The organism is Paenibacillus sp. FSL F4-0097, assembly GCF_038593125.1.
GTDB lineage: Bacteria > Bacillota > Bacilli > Paenibacillales > Paenibacillaceae > Paenibacillus_AQ > Paenibacillus_AQ odorifer.
The window spans coordinates 2,975,533-2,991,672 of sequence record NZ_CP151965.1; the positions used below are offsets into that span (position 1 = coordinate 2,975,533).

Here is a 16,140-nt window from a genome sequence, read left to right on the forward strand (position 1 = left end):
ACTAGATTTATAGTGGATTATTCAACATCGATACCATCAAATGTAAGTTATAAGCTAAAAATTAAAATAATTATAGGTGAATATGTAATGTATTATAACATTGAAGAGGGACTGAAAGAAGGTATAGGTCAGAATACGACCCTAAATGTAAAAGGAGTGGGATTCTCCTAAATTTATAATTGATTTATGATTAGCGCAAGGAATGATAAAGTATTTTATTCCACAAAAATAATAGGGGGTAGCACATGAGAGCAATGAAAAAAGGGCTAATGAGCATTGTTGGTGTCGCACTTTTAGGTACACAGTTAGTTGCATGCGGAAATACGAATACAGCGAATTCCGCCAATGAACCAAGTAATAATACTGATAAGAGTGAGCCCGCGGCCACTGAGACTGCTGCTAAACCAGCAGAAATAACATGGTGGAATTTTCCGAGCTTTCAAGCTTTAGATGGTGAAGTTGGCAAATATGAGAAGGAAATCATTGCAGCTTTTAATGAGAAGAATCCGGAAATTAAAGTCAACCTTGAGATGATCACCTTTGAAGGCGGCCCTGAAAAACTGAATGTGGCGATTGCTTCGAATACCGCACCTGATGTAATTTATGATGCTCCTGGACGGATTATTGACTGGGGTAAAAAGGACTTATTAGCACCTCTTAATGATATGGTGACCGATGAAGTGAAAAATGATATTTCGGAAGCCTTTTGGAAGCAGTCTAGTGTTGGAGATGAGATCTTTATGTACCCGATCAATACAGCTCCTTTTATGATGGCGGTAAACAAGACCGTTTTTGAGAAGATTGGCGCGCTAGATTTGCTTCCTCTGGATAAGGAAGACCGAACTTGGACTTTTGAAGAATATAAGAAAGCGCTGGAAGCTGTTAAAGAAAAAGCACCTGATGTTATCCCTACCGGATTCTTCGCGAAGAGCCAAGCTGGAGATCAAGGAACTCGCGCATATCTTGCTAACTTAGGTGTATCCAGATTTCTAAATGAAGATAATTCCGCAGTCGCGATCAATACTGATAATGCTGCGAAAGCGTTGGATTGGATCGTTCAAGCTACAAAAGATAAACTTAGCGTTTCTGGTGCGGCTTCCCTTGCGGCTGCTGACGTGAATGACTTATTTTTGCAAGGAAAATTAGCCTTTACACTTAACTATTCTGCAGTACTTAAAGCTCAGAACGTATCTAAAAAAATGGTTGAATTCGAAGATGTTCTGCTTCCTTTCCCTACTTTAGATGGATCGGAACCTAAGCTTGAACCTTACCTCGGCGGTATGGCTGTATTCAATAATGGTGATGATGCCAAGATTGCAGCTTCTAAGAAGCTGATTGATTTTATCGCTAATGACCCTGTATGGGGTAAGAAAAACTTGATTCAAACAGGTGGTCTGTCTGTTCGTAATTCGATTACAGGCCTCTATGATGATGCAGAGTACAAATACGCTGAGTATGCTCGTAAATTCACAACAGATGCACCTACCATTGCCGATGGATATGCTGATATTCGTACTTTCTGGTTCCCTGAATTACAACGTGCTTTAACTGGAGGCGCAACCGGTAAAGAAGCTTTGGACAGCTTTGCTGCAAAAGCAAACGAAGCGATTACAAAAGCAAAGGCTGCAATGAAATAAAAAAAGTGAATGGTGTCCAAAAGAATAGAGTGCGGGAAGCACTCTTTTCTTTTTAAATCATCGAAGAAATGGGGAAGGACTGTGGGGACAACGGTTCGCAAAATAAAAGGTTATGTGATTCGCGACTGGATGATGAGTTATCTCTTTTTAGTGCCGGCATTTGGGTTTTTCCTGCTTTTTGTAGCTTATCCGATGGTGAAAGGGGTCTATATTAGTTTCTTCGATTATTCGTTGAGAGATTTTAGCTTTATTGGCCTCGATAATTATATCTCCTTAATAAAAGATGATAATTTCAGGAAGTCGATGGGAAATACATTATTGCTTGTACTCATCACCGTACCCATCGTTATTATTTTCTCGTTATTTATCTCTATGAATATTTATAAGAAAAAAGAGTTTGCCAGATCATTTTTCCGCGGAGTGTTCTATTTGCCGGCTGTATCCTCGGTTGTAAGCATCACAGTCGTTTGGGGCTGGATCTATCATCCGAACTATGGGATTCTAAATTATTTAACCAGCTTTTTGGGAATGGAGCCTATATCCTGGTTAGGAGATACGAGGACTGCACTGCTTGCAATTATCGTGGTTCTGATAACGACCTCTGTAGGGCAGCCGATCATTTTATATGTGGCATCTATTGGGAACATTCCTACTTCTTACATAGAAGCAGCTGAGATTGATCGAGCGACGCCTTGGCAGATTTTCCGAAAAATATTATGGCCAATGCTAATGCCAACGAACTTATATATTATCGTGATTACCACGATCAACACCTTTCAATGTTTTGCGCTAATTCAGCTGCTCACCTCGGGTGGACCTGTGTATTGCACATCGACTGTAATGTATGGCGTTTACGAACAAGCCTTTATGCTCGGTCATTTTGGATATGCCTCGGCGATGGGTGTCATCCTTGCGATTGTGATCGGGATCATTTCTATCATTCAATTCAAATACTTTGGCAGTGATGTTGAGTATTAAGGAGGGGACATCATGAATTCTACGAATCCGTTAGAACTGAGAGCACCTATTGGCCAATCTAAGAAAGTAAGCAAATGGAAAAAAGAATTGACGATTCCAAAAATATTAGCCACTATCCTGTTGATTCTGGCAACGTTGTTTTTTATCTTCCCTTTTTATTGGGTGGTTTCAGGGGCATTTAAGCTTCAGACTGTAGCAACAACGATCCCCCCGGAATGGTTTCCGGCTAAGCCGACTCTGCAAAACTGGACCGAGTTATTTAAGAATCCCGTTGAGCGCTGGATGTTTAATAGTTTCATCATTGCTTTTTGTGAAATGGCAGCGATTTGTATCGTTTCTTCCTGTGCTGGATATGTGCTTGCCAAAAAGTCTTTTCCTGGCCGAGGGATTATTTTTACGATGTTTGTTGCCGCAATGGCATTGCCTAAGCAAGTTATTCTTGTCCCGCTGTTTACGATGCTTGCAGATTTTGGTTGGGTCAATACGTATAAAGGGCTTATTTTACCGGCGATTGGCTGGCCATTTGGAGTCTTCCTAATGAAGCAGTTCGCGCAGACCATTCCAGGAGAATTGATTGAAGCAGCCAAAATAGATGGCAGCTCTGAGATTCGTTTGTTCGGAACCATCATTTTACCTTTGTTAAAACCTGCAATAGGGGCACTGGCCATCTTTACCTTCATCACTTCTTGGAATGATTATTTCAGTCAGCTGATCATGACCAGATCGACTTCAATGATGACATTGCCACTTGGGGTAGCGACTCTTCGGGGTGAATTCACAACAAACTATGGACTGCTTATGGCAGGTGCTGCGTTAGCCTCTATTCCTATGATTGCAATTTTTCTAATGTTCCAAAAAGCCTTTACCCAAGGGATTACTATGGGGGCTGTAAAAGGCTAATTATTCTTATAACAACGAAAATTAATACAATGAATTAAACGACGGAGGCTATAATTTATGAAATCATATGATCTTCAATCCTTTAAAGGCATTATTATTGCTATGTACTCCAGTTATGATGCTGAGGGGGAAATCGATAAAGAAGCAGCCCGGAAATTAGCTCGTCATTATGCTTCTACAGGAGTTAAAGGTCTTTATGTTGGCGGAAGCTCTGGCGAAGGTATGCTGCAATCTGTAGAAGAACGCAAACAAATGCTCGAGGCAGTTATAGCAGAGGTTGGAAAAGAGCTTACAATCATTGCTCACGTGGGTGCTCCATCTACAAGAGACAGTGTTGAACTTGCTATCCATGCTGAGAAAGTTGGCGCACACGCAGTATCGGCTGTTCCAGCGATTTATTATCGTCTGTCACCGGACAGTGTTGAAAGTCATTGGCAGGCGATTATTGATAGTACGGCGCTTCCATTTATTATCTATCACATCCCGCAAACTACAGGCTTTCAATTATCGAAAAGCTTGCTGATTAAGATGGCAGCTCAGGATAAAGTAATCGGGGTGAAAATTTCGGCGGAGAGCACGTTTGAGCTTCAGCAATTTAAAGCCGCAGGCGGGAAGGATTTTCTAGTCTTAAATGGACCTGATGAGCAGTATTTGGCGGGCCGCAGTATTGGGGCAGATGGCGGGATTGGTGGAACTTATGGGGTGATGCCCGAGTTATTCCTAAAAGTGGAACAATGTTATGTGCAAGGAGAGATGGCTGAGGCGCAGAAATGGCAGTTCATCATCAATGAGCTCATTGTTGAATTGCTATCCTTTCCTTCATTATATGGTGCGTGTAAAGCGATCCTTAGTGTGCGCGGATTTGAAACAGGTCAGCCAAGGATGCCACTTTTACCGATTAAGGATTCCGATCAGGAGCGGGTGGAAGCTCTGAACAATAGAATATTAGACTATATTCTTGAAGCGAAGGGATAGGGTTAATAATGACTCGAATAAGTGATATCTTTCCGGTGAAAGGTCTGATTGTTTCCTGTCAGGCACTTGAGCATGAGCCGCTTCATGGTGGGGATACAATGGCTAAAATGGCAAGAGCAGCGGTTCAATCAGGAGCTATAGGAATCCGGACAAATGGTGTTCCAGATATTGTAGCTATCAAAAAAGAAGTAAATGTACCGGTCATTGGACTTATTAAACGGGAGATTCCCGGATCAGCCATATTTATAACACCAACCTTAGATGAAGTGAAGGCGATTGTTTCTGCAAAAGCAGAGATTATTGCGCTTGATGTAACGAATCGGGAAGAACGCTTAGAGTCAGTAAAGCCATTAATAGAATATGCACATCTGAGAGGTGTGCTTGTTATGGCGGATATTTCTACATTTGAGGAAGGGCTTGCCGCTGAGAAATTAGGTGTGGATTTTATCGGTACCACGCTTTCAGGCTACACCCCATACAGTACACAGCAGGAAGGACCGGACCTTGTCTTAATTCAACAATTAAGCGGATCTGTGAACATTCCTGTTGTTGCGGAAGGACGTATATGGACACCGGAAGACGCAGCAAAAGCTAAGAATGCAGGGGCATCATATGTTGTTGTAGGAAGTGCAATTACTAGGCCACAATTAATCACTTCGAGATATGTTAAGGCCGTGAGCAATGTCGATGACTGACGGAGGTGAGTCCGCGGTGGAAGGATATGATCCTCATATAGAATATGCGATCGGAGTAGATATTGGCGGCACGAAAATTAATGCCGGACTCGTCTCTTCACAAGGGGGCGTTTTACATACTGTAAGCCTAAGCACATTGGCTGGACAGACGAAAACAATGGATCGCATTATACTAGCAATTCAGACATTAATGGATGAAATAACAGCACAACAAGCGGGAATTCAGCTCCAAGGAATTGGCGTAGGATCAGCAGGGCAAATGGATTGGGAGGCGGGGCGTGTCCGCTCCGCTTCGGAGCTTATCCCTGGCTATGCTGGCACAGCTTTGAAGGATTTGCTTCAGACACAGTTTCAACTTCCAGTAATCGTTGATAATGACGTGAATGTATTAGCATTAACAGAGAAATATTTAGGCTCAGGCAAAGAGGTAAAAGACTTTATCTGTCTTGCCCTTGGTACGGGCGTGGGTGGAGCGATAGTCGTAGACGGCCATCTTGTTCATGGTTCTTGGGGTGGGGCTGGAGAGTTAGGCCATATGTCCGTAGATTTCAAAGGTCCTGCATGCGTTTGTGGTGGAAAAGGCTGCTTGGAGCAGTATGCTTCAGGCACAAGCATCGCACGTCGCATGCGCGACAAGCTTTTATTACATAACCAGTCCCCAGAGAACGTAGACTCACGGGAAGTGTTAGCGAGATGGAGGGCGGGTGACTCTCTGGCTACAGAGTTAATGGAAGACACGATTGCTGCGCTCGGATCCGCGCTCGCTTCATTAATCCATATTTTTAACCCTAAAGTCATCGTCATTGGCGGTGGAGTGGCTGAAGCAGGCGAACTTTTATTTGAAGGCATTAGAAGAGAAGTAAAGAGCAGAGTAATGCCATCGATGCTGGAAAATGTTCGTATTGAAGCGGCCTATCATGGTAATTTATGTGGAATGATCGGAGCGGGGCTGCAGGTGTGGGAGTATAGCCCCAATAAAGTAAAGAGAGCAGAGCTATAAGGATCTATGCACAATCTATCTGTATAGAAAGTCACGGGGAGCAATACGTAGAAGCATTTAATTGTAATTCGTACAACTATATTTCTCGAATCCCTCAAGCCGATGGATATAAGTGTATTTTGTACAGCTATTTTCTTGATTTACAGCCTTAGTGGTGGCTTCTCGTGTTTTTAGTTGTATAAAATGCAACTAAAGTCAAAATGATTGCATTTGCCTACGAAATAACTGTATAGAATACATTTATTCCATTCCTCAGATTCCCCTGAGATCCGGTGTAATTGAGCCATTGAAGATTGATTAGTGTTTTGGGATTGATTAATTTTTTAAATAATTAAGTTAGAACCACATGTGAATAATACTCCATGTGGTTTCTTTTATTAGTTATAGCCCACCCCAGTACCCAATGCCGAATGAACCCTTCGTTCAACCATCAACACAACTAACCTATGTTATAGAGAGCAGTTTTTCGCTTTTTACGTTGAATTTATGATGGTGATTCATTAATGTGAGTATATCACACGATATCGCTACGACGAATTCAATGTGTCCAAAGACTCGGGGAAATTCGACCTTAACTGGTCCGGCTCGGATAAACTTGTTTGACCAAACCAGCCTAGCTAAGATTTTAATTAGGCTTAAGAAATACAAGATATCCAATTTGTATCCCTTAACTTATATAACAAAGGATGGGCAAACTATGGTCGATTATAATAACAACGAAGGAATAGGCGGTTTTCAACAAGGTAGCTATCGTCCATTAGCCATTCATCCCATTGATGCGAATTGGACCAGACAATCCCGATTCAGAGCTCCAACATCGCTTTCAGTTTTGAAGCGAGTTGTTGACTCGGGGCGGCCGGATTTTTCATATGGATTAAGCCCGTTTACAGTGGATGAACAAGGGAGAGCCATTTTAGCTGTGGGGCAGGGTGATTTCGAGCTTAATCATCAATACGGCAAACCATATTTACCTGTGTACATATGAAGATGAGTCACAAATTATTGGGAGACTCTATGCTTTTGACGCGGATGGAACCATAAGATGGGTTTACAAGTGCTCGTCCATATTTTGGTGCGATCCGGTTATTTCCCGTGAAGGAATCATATATGTTGGTCAAAATGTGAATTCCAAACTTTATGCTTTTAGTCCTGATGGAGAGTTGTTGTGGGAGAAACGGATGGGTCAAGGAGAAGGGCACCGTCCCCCTGTCATAGATCAGGATGGGGTTATGTATTGGTGTCTTTCTAGCCAGTTATATGCCATTGCTCCGGATGGCGAAGTGAAATGGATATACCAACCGGAGGAAAGTTACGTTGACACCAGCCCTTCCCTGGGCGCAGACGGTAATTTATACGTAAATTTGACCGGCGGGGAATTCATTTGTTAGGTGGTTGAATAATGGGAACTTCATTTGCTAATCTCCACGTGTTTACCAACGATAAGGAAGCCGTGCTGAAGAGCTTGAAACGGCTAAGACCTAAAGGAAGCTACTAAATCGGGCAGTCCCAAGGCTGGACAACAGTACTGGGGGAGAAATTCAACTGGGAAACGATTGGTGAAAGCGCCAGATCTTTGTCTAACTTGATCTCTTCCCTTGTACTTGCTATAGGATACTTTGATGATGAAGTGTTGGAAATATTCATTTATCAGAATGGGGAAATACTGGACAGATATGCTGGAGGTGATGTTCTAGAAGAATATGAAATGGAGCCGGAGACTTTTGACTACGCTGCAGTTGTCGAACGTTTGGGGTTGACCGTTTCGCCCGATTCTTTGGGTGTCATGTTCCAGAATGATGATGTCCGGGAGATTGTAGAGCAACTGGAGACTGTTGTGCCTGCTCCGCTTATTCTGAAATATGACTGGATAGAGGACGATGAGTCGCTTTGTCGGGAATTTGTTCACGTTCGCAGAGACCTTCAAACTATCAAATCCCAAGGGGATTTGCTCCGGCACAATGAATTATATAGTCCTAATTAGAAAAGTATTTTTTTTATAAAATGCTATAGATATGATAGGGAAAGCTAAATGAAAGGGAATTTTTCTTTTATAGTTCATGATGAAAATATAGATTTTGAGGAAATAAGTAAAAGGTTAGATCTATCACCAACTTCAATTATTAAAAAGGGGCAATACATTAGAGATGGTGGGAGAACAAAAGCGCTGTAGCTCAAATCATAATTCAATTTTGATGGAAGGAGCATTAATATTAAGAAAACCACCATGTTATCCATAATTCTTGCTGTAGTAATGTGTGCTGTAACAGCTTGTACTAACAAGGAGCCGACACTTGAAAACCACATAAACGAAACTAAGCTAATCGAAAATCAACACAGCATTTCTTATGAATTATCTCCGGAGTTATATACTTACAATGAACAAATTAATATTAACTATCCGCAAATATCTATTTTTGGAAAACCGAATGAACAAGAGAAGTTAAATGAAATGATCAAGGAACGTGCTTATAGTTATTTGGATAATTACTCTCCGGAGGAAAAAGAGACCTTTAGTTTAGATATGGATTATTCTGTATCTTTAGAAAATGAGGGCTTACTAAGTATTCAGTTTTCAGGATACAGTTATGTTGAAGGTGCTGCTCATCCTGTAGATATTTTTGATACTATAAATATTGATATGAAGAAATTTGAACCCCTACAATTAATTGATATCGTGACCATCGATGCGGAATTTTTGAAGGAGCTGAAGGAAAGTGAACTTCAATCCGATATTATTGAGCAAAAGAATATTCTTACTGAAAGATCAGATGAGGAATGGCTGACTTCACTTCAGCACGCAGATACTAGTGGAGCGGATATAAGATGGTACTTGACGGAGAATACGCTGGGGATAAGTGTGCAGATTTCTCATGCTATCGGAGATCATGCTGAGTTTGAAATCAAGTATGACAAACTGAAGCCTAAGCTGAATACTTTTTTCTTCCAGAAATAATAGAGCCTATTAAATTCCCTTGATTTAATAGAATAATTTACCGATAATGTTAATGGGGAACCCAGAATCAAATCCGTCATGAAGCAGGAGGCACTATCGGACAATGATGACTTTAATGAACATGGTGCGGGGAACGGAGAACGATCTTCCTGCTAAAGAAATGATTAAGTATTGGAATCATGAGCCTGGAACTTTAAAGATGGTAAGGGCCAGTAGCAATTTTATTTATACCTTTCAGTGGAATGGTAAACGCTTTTATTTAAGGTTTACTCATGAAGAGGATAATTCTGCAGACAATATCCAGGCAGAGCTGGATTTTATGATGTATTTATTAGAGCAAGGTTATGAGACCGTCGCTCCTGTGCGTTCTAAGTCTGGCAATTGGATTGAAACGTTGTTAACGAATCACGGGCGATACCACGGGGTAGTTTTTGAACAGGCCCAGGGTGAATATGTTTCACTTGATGAGATGAAGGAACCTCATTTTTATCAATGGGGCCAATCGCTTGCACGTCTGCATAATTTTTCGGAAACCTATGCACCGAGCACGCCTTATCGCAAAAGCTGGGTCGATTCATTGAATTTTATTTATTCCGTATTGAGCAGGCATCCTGAGGAGCATAAGGCGCTTAAGGAATATGAGCGGATTGAAGCTTGGTTATCAGAGCTCCCTTTTGGAGTGGGGCATACTGGGCTCGTACATTATGATTTTGAGATAGATAATATCTTTTATATGCAAGAAGAATCCCGCTACAGTGCCATCGATTTTGATGACTCTATGTATCACTGGTTTGCGATGGATATTACATCGGCGTTAAGAGACCTGACGGAATCGGATGATGATGAAAGTAGAAGAAACACTGATGTTTTTATTAGTGGATATAGATCGGTTAAGCAGCTAGATGATGAGTATATTAAGATGATACCTGAATTTCAAAGATTTGCAGACTTATACAGTTTTGCTAGATTACTTCGGTGTATGGAGAATTCGGATGATTCTATTTTCCCGGATTGGGCGCAACAGCTTAAACTGAAATTAGAAAGAATTTGTGACCGATTTCGAACCGGCTTTCAAGCACATATAGTGCTGAAGGATATCACGGAAAAAAACTGGTACGCTTGTACTCAATTAGAAGTATCGGATGCGCAAAAGTCTATTTTCCCCGTACCGGTGGTCTATTGGTTAGCAGAAGCAGCTTATTGTGGTATGACCCCGCTCGCTTTATATGCAGATGAGGAATTGGTAGGTTTCTCTGTGTATAGCGTAGATCCTGAGGATGGAAGTTATTGGATTATGGCTTTTATGATTGACCAGAAGTACCAAAACAGAGGTTTAGGCAGAACGGGTATGGATACCTTAATTCGTTATATTAAAGCAGAACATCATTGCGACAAAATCGTTATTGGCCATCGGATCGAGAACGAACGTGCTTCGAATTTATATACATCACTCGGGTTCGTTGAAGTCAGTAGGGACGAGGTTGAAGTTATACGAGGGTTGGTAGTGTAGAAAGGGAGAAGCCGCCAAAGGTTTGGCGGCTCTTTTTTTATATAAGGAAATAAAATTAATCTACAGAGCCGGTAGTCAGCAGCTGATCAAAAGAGACAGGGAATAGTGGCTCAATTAGCGATAAAATTGCTTTTGCATACTCCTGAATTTCTTTCTGAGCGTCATGCTCCAGTCTTTGATTTAAAAAATGAGCTACAGATTGAACTGAAGCTGTCCAGTACCAACGAACGAATAATCCATAAGCAGGTAGAAACAGTCTTGCTTGTTCAGCACATATGCCATCTGCTAAAGATGCTTCATACTTAGATAATCCTAACTCGGTGTATTCTTGAAGCTCGCGGGTGTATTTTTCACCAAGCTCCCATGCAATGATGTCGCCACTGCCTTGTTTGGAATTCTCTGGTTTGGATCTCCATTCTCCCGCAGCAGGTTGATAAAAGACGGGTTCTTCTGTAATGTATCTTCTGCTGGATTCGTTCCAGGCTTCCAAGCTATCCCCAGTACCTTCGTAATGAGCAGAACCGACTACGTATTTCCACCACTGTCTCGCAACCATTAATGGGGCATAAACCTCAAATTGAGTGATGGCATGGCGGAAAGGAGAGGTATGTCCTTCACGGGCAAGGAATTTTATTAGTTTAATATCCCGATCACTAAGCTCAAAGGATTGTTTAGCATAAGATACACGCGCAGCGTTAGCAACCGTTAAATCTGAGCCCATATGATCTACTAATCTTACATAACCTTCATTTAAAACTTTGATTGTTGTCAATTTAATGTAGCCTCCTTTTCCAAAGCAGAGTAAATGAGTTCGTCACACCATTGTTGATTGCAAAATCTAGTCTCTCTGAGGATTCCATCCCTAATCATTCCTGCTCTAATCATAACTTTTTCAGATTGAAGATTCTCTGCATTGGCATAGGCAACGACTCTATGGGCATTAAGAGAGCTAAAGGCGTAGCCTATCAGTGTTTTGACGGCTTCTGTCGCATAGCCCATTTTCCAGTATTCCGGCAGTAGGACCCAGCCAATCTCCCACTCTCTGATCTCTTCCCAATTTAACTTTATACTTACGTTACCTATGGGTGTTCTATTTTGCTTAGTACATACTGCTAAATCATAATGCTCACGGGGATCGCTGGTAGTATGAGTCAGAATCGAAAGGAAGTTCTCTCTAATTTGTTTTGCATCTGGTGCGGTATTTTCATATTTGTGAGACAAAGGATTAAGTTCCAGTTCTTCATAAAAAGAAAAATCATCGCTTGTATAATCTCTTAATATCAATCTGTCGGCTATTATCTCCACGGGCTAACACCTCCTAATCCATGATTATAATGGAAGACTCTGTAATTATCACGGAGTAAATTCACTAGAAATACAAAAAAATATTTCTGTAAATTTTTCTCTAGTAAAATTGTGGAATTGTGATACAGTAATTAAGGTTTATATATTTAGAGGGGGATCTAAGGAAAATGAAAGCTATTAAATGGAGCATCACTGCAGCATTAGCAGTATCTATGTTGGGTCCAATACATACAGTGAAGGCGGCAGATTCGCGTAACGTCGATTACGATCAAGGTAGTATTTTACGGAGTGCCAGTTCAGTTTCGTCATCATACAATGAAGGCAATCAGCAGGTTGAAGATTTGATATTTCAGATGGATGCTACGGAAATCACTGTTGGGGATAATGTTCCGGTACAAATCTATGCTAAAGATGCCGATGGCATATCCGAACGCGTCCCGTTAGCTCAAGCAAATGTCGTAATTGAAAAGCCTTATTTGCTGCAAAAGCAAGCCGATGGCACAATGAAAGCCTTAGCGGTAGGAGAAACGAACGTAACGGTCATTTCAGGATCAGATACCAAAACAATAAAAGTTTCGATCAGTGCGGACCATGATATTGATCAAGGTGCCTTTGTTAATGGAACAATGTATTTGCCGGTTCAATCGGTTTTTCAAACGTTGGGAGCAACAGTCCAAGTTAATACAGCAACTAAAACCTTTAGCATTCGTCTAGGTGATTTGCCAATACAGCTTCAACTCGGAAGCGATATTGCAATGGTGAATGGTGCGAAGGTCAAAATGAGTGGTAAAGTGCAAAAGATCGACGGATCTACAGTTTTTCCTGCCACGCTTTTAAAGACTGCACTGTCAGCAGAGTTAATTTGGGATGGAAATTATCAGACGATGGAGATCTACTTCGGCAAAGCAGAGTTGTTCGCCTATACGAAACAAACCGCGCAGATTTTTAAGAAGGAAGAACAAGGAAACCTCGTTAAGTTCATTGGAAAAACATATTGGCTCAATCAATTCGACTCCGATTATAAGTTCCAAAAAGTCACTATTGTAGATATTCTACCTGATTATGAAGGTGAATTCGCCATTTCATTTAAGATTTTATCGACGGGGCAAATTCTTAACTCTTATAAAATGTCGGGAGATGAGTTGATCCGTACATTAGGAAATAAAGAATATTTCTTAACAACGGATCCATTTAAGACCTATAAGTGGTCGGATGCGATTTGGACTAAGATTAAAAAGAGCATAGTTGCTACTGGGATGACCAAGCAGCAAGTGGAGTTTAGTTGGGGTAAGCCAATAAGTAAATCTACACTATCAGGTAGTGGCATTCAAGTGGAGACCTGGCAGTATGGTAATTATAACTATGTTACCTTTACGAACGGTGTTGTCTCCATGATCTATACGAATTAATTCTTCCTTATTTCTGCGTTACTTTAGTCATAGAGCCTGTCTTTGCGACATATCATTTTGGAGAAGCACTTTCAGAATTAAAGTGTTGACTATTGTTGTTCGAAATGAGGGGTTTATTCATGGCAAAGTCAAAACGTGGACATGCACTTTGGAATTTACCATCAAGGGGCAGAGGGACTTGTCCAATCTGTCAGAACACCCGTATTAAGCTGCTTTATCCCAAGAAAAAAACGGATGGAGCAGTCGTTAAGGTCTGTAAACGCTGTGACAAGGCTCCGCAGACAAAAGTAGATGCCGTGTTGATTTAAAAAGAGTACACAAAAAAGAGGCTGTCTCAAAAGTGGATTTTTCTACGTATGAGGCAGCCCTTCTCATGAATAAAACAAAGAAGCGCTTCTCTAATAAGAGAGGCGCTTCTTTTAAATTCTACAGAGATTTAGTACGTATATGATTATTTCGTTATCCGATTAATGACCTGTTCGCGTCTAGGACCCACGGAAATCGTAGTAATACGCGTGCCAATAGAGGTTTCAATAAAATCAATGTAAAGCTTAGCTTGTTCTGGCAGATCTTCGAAGTCGGTGATCTGAGAGATATCGCTGTTCCAGCCAGATAAATGCGTGAATATCGGTTTTGCAGAGTTCAGTTTATGGGTAGCCGGGAACTTGTCGGTAATCTCTCCATTTTCAAGCTCATAAGCCACACAAACCGGAATCTCATCCAAATAACCAAGCACGTCAAGATTAGTCAACACGACTTCAGTGGCACCCTGCATTTGGCAACCATAACGAGTAGCTACAGCATCAAACCAGCCCATACGTCTAGGACGGCCAGTCGTAGCCCCGAATTCCCCGGCATCGCCACCTCTTGTACGAAGTTCATCCGCTACGGGTTCTTCTAATTCCGTAACAAAAGGTCCAGCGCCGACACAACTGGAATAGGCCTTGGTTACAGCGATGACATTCGTGATAGCTGCTGCAGGAAGACCAGCACCGACAGGTGCAAACCCGGCAAGTGTTGAAGAGGAGGTGGAGTAAGGATAAATACCGTGATCAGGATCACGCAGAGCCCCAAGCTGACCTTCAAGTAAAATAGTCTCTCCCTTGGCATAAGCCTCTTGCAGTAAGTCTGTTGTATTGGCTACATAAGGCGCTAGCTGTGCAGCTTCTTCTTGCAGCTGAACCATTAATTCCGAGATTTGGATAGGCGTTTTCTTATATAAATGCTCAAGTAATATATTTTTGGAAGCGAGTAATTGTTCAAGACGTTTCTCAAGTCGAGCAGGATCAAATAAATCCGCTACCTGTATGCCTAGCTTTGCATATTTATCTGCGTAAAATGGTGCGATTCCTCGTTTTGTTGAACCGAATCCTTGAGATCCCAGACGTTCCTCTTCTAGTTCATCAAACAAACGATGGATTGGAAGCACGATTTGCGCCCGTTCGGATACGAATAACCTAGGTTTTGGCACGCCTCTATCCGTTAAAGCTTTCAGTTCTCTTATTAATACTTCTGTATCAAGTGCTGTTCCTGGTCCAATAATGTTTGTAACGGAAGGATAAAATACCCCAGATGGCAGCATATGCAATGAAAATTTTCCATATTGGTTTATGATGGTATGCCCAGCATTACTACCACCTTGAAAACGAACGACAAAGGAAGATTGTGCAGCTAGCACATCCGTCATTTTTCCTTTTCCTTCGTCGCCCCAGTTTGCTCCTACAATTGCAATTACGGTCACGCGTTTTCGCCTCCCAAGCTTGTTTTTGGCTACAGGACTAAGTATAATGCTAGTTAAATCATTAGAAAAATTGATATAAGTTATATCTATTATAAGGTGGAGTAATGACGTGGGGATGGACATTAATTTGGAGTGGTATCGCTCTTTTTATTGGGTAGCAAATACAGGGAGCTTAACTGCTGCGGCAGAACGACTCAATATTACACAACCGGCAGTAAGTCACACGATTAAACAATTAGAAGAGAAAATGGGCGGCCCGTTATTTTTTCGCACTTCTCGCGGGGTCGATCTAACAACAGAAGGAAAAGTACTGCTTAGCTTTATTGAGCAAGCCTTTCATCATGTAGACATGGGCGAAAGAGCGATCGCAGATATGAACAATCTGAACAGCGGCGAGATTCATATCGGAGCAAGTGACACCTTATGCAAATATTATCTGTTGCCTTTTTTGGAGCAATTTCACGAACAATTTCCCAATATCCGCATTCATATTACGAATCGTACGACACCAGAAACACTTACGCTTTTAAAAGAAGGGAAAATTGATTTTGGTATCGTCAGCTTGCCGACATCTGATAAACAGATTGATTTTCGCAAAAGTACTCAGCTTCAAGATTGCCTTGTAGGAGGCAAAGGTTTTCGTCATTTGGCGGACAAGACCATGCCGCTTGCAGACATTCAGCAGTATCCGTTGTTATGCTTAGAAGCGGGTGGGAGCACCAGAAAGTATATGGATCAGTTTTTAGCTTCTAATCATCTGACGATTACACCTGAATTTGAACTGGGAAGTGTGGATTTGCTTGTTCAGTTTGCGAAACGTGGTTTTGGCCTTGCTTTTGTTATTCGTGATTACGTAACCGAAGAATTGAAGAAAGGTGAGCTTGTCGAGATTCCTCTGGACCCACCTTTGCCAGAACGTAACATAGGAATTGCTACCCTGCGTGGAGTTCCTCTTACAGCTGCTTCAAAGTCTTTTCTAACATTATTAGAGTAGAATCAGGATAAAGAGCAATTTGAGCATACCTAGTGAAGAGGAG

General features: G+C 41.5%; 17 protein-coding genes. 14 read left to right on the top strand and 3 right to left on the bottom strand.

Annotation, left to right across the window (positions count from 1 at the left end; all coding sequences use genetic code 11):
- Nucleotides 1-245: 245 nt before the first annotated feature.
- From MHH86_RS13305 to MHH86_RS13355, 11 genes are all read left to right on the top strand, one after another.
- Nucleotides 246-1,637, top strand: a complete 1,392-nt coding sequence (locus MHH86_RS13305) for an extracellular solute-binding protein (RefSeq protein WP_036686361.1) — start codon at nt 246-248, stop codon at nt 1,635-1,637.
- 129 nt (nt 1,638-1,766) lie between these two features.
- Nucleotides 1,767-2,615: a sugar ABC transporter permease gene (locus MHH86_RS13310; protein ID WP_076179042.1), complete on the top strand. Its 849-nt coding sequence runs from the start codon at nt 1,767-1,769 to the stop codon at nt 2,613-2,615.
- Nucleotides 2,616-2,627: 12 nt separating this feature from the next.
- Nucleotides 2,628-3,515, top strand: a complete 888-nt coding sequence (locus tag MHH86_RS13315; RefSeq protein ID WP_051491452.1) for a carbohydrate ABC transporter permease — start codon at nt 2,628-2,630, stop codon at nt 3,513-3,515.
- Between the two features lie 57 nt (nt 3,516-3,572).
- Nucleotides 3,573-4,490 carry a dihydrodipicolinate synthase family protein gene (locus tag MHH86_RS13320; RefSeq protein WP_076179035.1) on the top strand — a complete coding sequence of 306 codons (918 nt, stop codon included), beginning with the start codon at nt 3,573-3,575 and terminating at the stop codon, nt 4,488-4,490.
- A gap of 8 nt (nt 4,491-4,498) precedes the next feature.
- Nucleotides 4,499-5,185, top strand: coding sequence for an N-acetylmannosamine-6-phosphate 2-epimerase (locus MHH86_RS13325; protein WP_036686363.1), 687 nt, complete (start codon nt 4,499-4,501; stop codon nt 5,183-5,185).
- A complete protein-coding gene (locus tag MHH86_RS13330; RefSeq protein ID WP_051491453.1) occupies nt 5,178-6,185 on the top strand; it encodes an ROK family protein in 1,008 nt (335 codons plus the stop codon). Before MHH86_RS13325 ends, MHH86_RS13330 begins: the two co-directional genes overlap by 8 nt.
- Before the next feature lie 697 nt (nt 6,186-6,882).
- The gene (locus tag MHH86_RS13335) at nt 6,883-7,170 is read left to right on the top strand and encodes a hypothetical protein (protein ID WP_036686365.1); all 288 of its coding nucleotides are present in this window, start codon (nt 6,883-6,885) and stop codon (nt 7,168-7,170) included.
- A complete protein-coding gene (locus MHH86_RS13340; RefSeq protein ID WP_076179036.1) occupies nt 7,115-7,573 on the top strand; it encodes a PQQ-binding-like beta-propeller repeat protein in 459 nt (152 codons plus the stop codon). Before MHH86_RS13335 ends, MHH86_RS13340 begins: the two co-directional genes overlap by 56 nt.
- A 185-nt stretch (nt 7,574-7,758) precedes the next feature.
- Nucleotides 7,759-8,166 (top strand): hypothetical protein, encoded by a 408-nt coding sequence (locus MHH86_RS13345; RefSeq protein ID WP_036686369.1) that lies wholly within the window; start codon nt 7,759-7,761, stop codon nt 8,164-8,166.
- Nucleotides 8,167-8,409: 243 nt separating this feature from the next.
- The gene (locus MHH86_RS13350) at nt 8,410-9,138 is read left to right on the top strand and encodes a DUF4163 domain-containing protein (RefSeq protein WP_076101726.1); all 729 of its coding nucleotides are present in this window, start codon (nt 8,410-8,412) and stop codon (nt 9,136-9,138) included.
- A gap of 103 nt (nt 9,139-9,241) precedes the next feature.
- Complete coding sequence (locus MHH86_RS13355) at nt 9,242-10,648, top strand: GNAT family N-acetyltransferase (protein WP_081384309.1); 1,407 nt, start codon at nt 9,242-9,244, stop codon at nt 10,646-10,648.
- A gap of 55 nt (nt 10,649-10,703) precedes the next feature.
- Here MHH86_RS13355 and thyX read toward each other — a convergent pair whose 3' ends face one another.
- Both thyX and MHH86_RS13365 read right to left on the bottom strand, forming a co-directional pair.
- Complete coding sequence (thyX, locus tag MHH86_RS13360; RefSeq protein ID WP_036686372.1) at nt 10,704-11,420, bottom strand: FAD-dependent thymidylate synthase; 717 nt, start codon at nt 11,418-11,420, stop codon at nt 10,704-10,706.
- Nucleotides 11,417-11,953 carry a GNAT family protein gene (locus MHH86_RS13365; protein WP_076101728.1) on the bottom strand — a complete coding sequence of 179 codons (537 nt, stop codon included), beginning with the start codon at nt 11,951-11,953 and terminating at the stop codon, nt 11,417-11,419. The genes thyX and MHH86_RS13365 overlap by 4 nt, the downstream gene beginning before the upstream one ends.
- Nucleotides 11,954-12,120: 167 nt before the next feature.
- Here MHH86_RS13365 and MHH86_RS13370 point away from each other — a divergent pair, with 167 nt between their 5' ends.
- Nucleotides 12,121-13,362: a stalk domain-containing protein gene (locus tag MHH86_RS13370; protein WP_076316193.1), complete on the top strand. Its 1,242-nt coding sequence runs from the start codon at nt 12,121-12,123 to the stop codon at nt 13,360-13,362.
- A 119-nt stretch (nt 13,363-13,481) separates the two neighbouring features.
- Complete coding sequence (locus tag MHH86_RS13375; RefSeq protein ID WP_036686376.1) at nt 13,482-13,670, top strand: hypothetical protein; 189 nt, start codon at nt 13,482-13,484, stop codon at nt 13,668-13,670.
- Between the two features lie 143 nt (nt 13,671-13,813).
- Here the strand turns inward: MHH86_RS13375 and MHH86_RS13380 are convergent, their stop codons facing one another.
- Nucleotides 13,814-15,103, bottom strand: coding sequence for an adenylosuccinate synthase (locus MHH86_RS13380; protein ID WP_076141482.1), 1,290 nt, complete (start codon nt 15,101-15,103; stop codon nt 13,814-13,816).
- 115 nt (nt 15,104-15,218) lie between these two features.
- Here MHH86_RS13380 and MHH86_RS13385 point away from each other — a divergent pair, with 115 nt between their 5' ends.
- A complete protein-coding gene (locus MHH86_RS13385; protein ID WP_036686616.1) occupies nt 15,219-16,097 on the top strand; it encodes a LysR family transcriptional regulator in 879 nt (292 codons plus the stop codon).
- Nucleotides 16,098-16,140: the final 43 nt, after the last annotated feature.

Coding starts and splice junctions, on each gene's coding strand:
- MHH86_RS13305 (WP_036686361.1), top strand. CDS start 246: ATGAGAGCAATGAAAAAAGGGCTAATGAGCATTGTTGGTGTCGCACTT.
- MHH86_RS13310 (WP_076179042.1), top strand. CDS start 1,767: ATGATGAGTTATCTCTTTTTAGTGCCGGCATTTGGGTTTTTCCTGCTT.
- MHH86_RS13315 (WP_051491452.1), top strand. CDS start 2,628: ATGAATTCTACGAATCCGTTAGAACTGAGAGCACCTATTGGCCAATCT.
- MHH86_RS13320 (WP_076179035.1), top strand. CDS start 3,573: ATGAAATCATATGATCTTCAATCCTTTAAAGGCATTATTATTGCTATG.
- MHH86_RS13325 (WP_036686363.1), top strand. CDS start 4,499: ATGACTCGAATAAGTGATATCTTTCCGGTGAAAGGTCTGATTGTTTCC.
- MHH86_RS13330 (WP_051491453.1), top strand. CDS start 5,178: ATGACTGACGGAGGTGAGTCCGCGGTGGAAGGATATGATCCTCATATA.
- MHH86_RS13335 (WP_036686365.1), top strand. CDS start 6,883: ATGGTCGATTATAATAACAACGAAGGAATAGGCGGTTTTCAACAAGGT.
- MHH86_RS13350 (WP_076101726.1), top strand. CDS start 8,410: ATGTTATCCATAATTCTTGCTGTAGTAATGTGTGCTGTAACAGCTTGT.
- MHH86_RS13355 (WP_081384309.1), top strand. CDS start 9,242: ATGATGACTTTAATGAACATGGTGCGGGGAACGGAGAACGATCTTCCT.
- MHH86_RS13370 (WP_076316193.1), top strand. CDS start 12,121: ATGAAAGCTATTAAATGGAGCATCACTGCAGCATTAGCAGTATCTATG.
- MHH86_RS13375 (WP_036686376.1), top strand. CDS start 13,482: ATGGCAAAGTCAAAACGTGGACATGCACTTTGGAATTTACCATCAAGG.
- MHH86_RS13385 (WP_036686616.1), top strand. CDS start 15,219: ATGGACATTAATTTGGAGTGGTATCGCTCTTTTTATTGGGTAGCAAAT.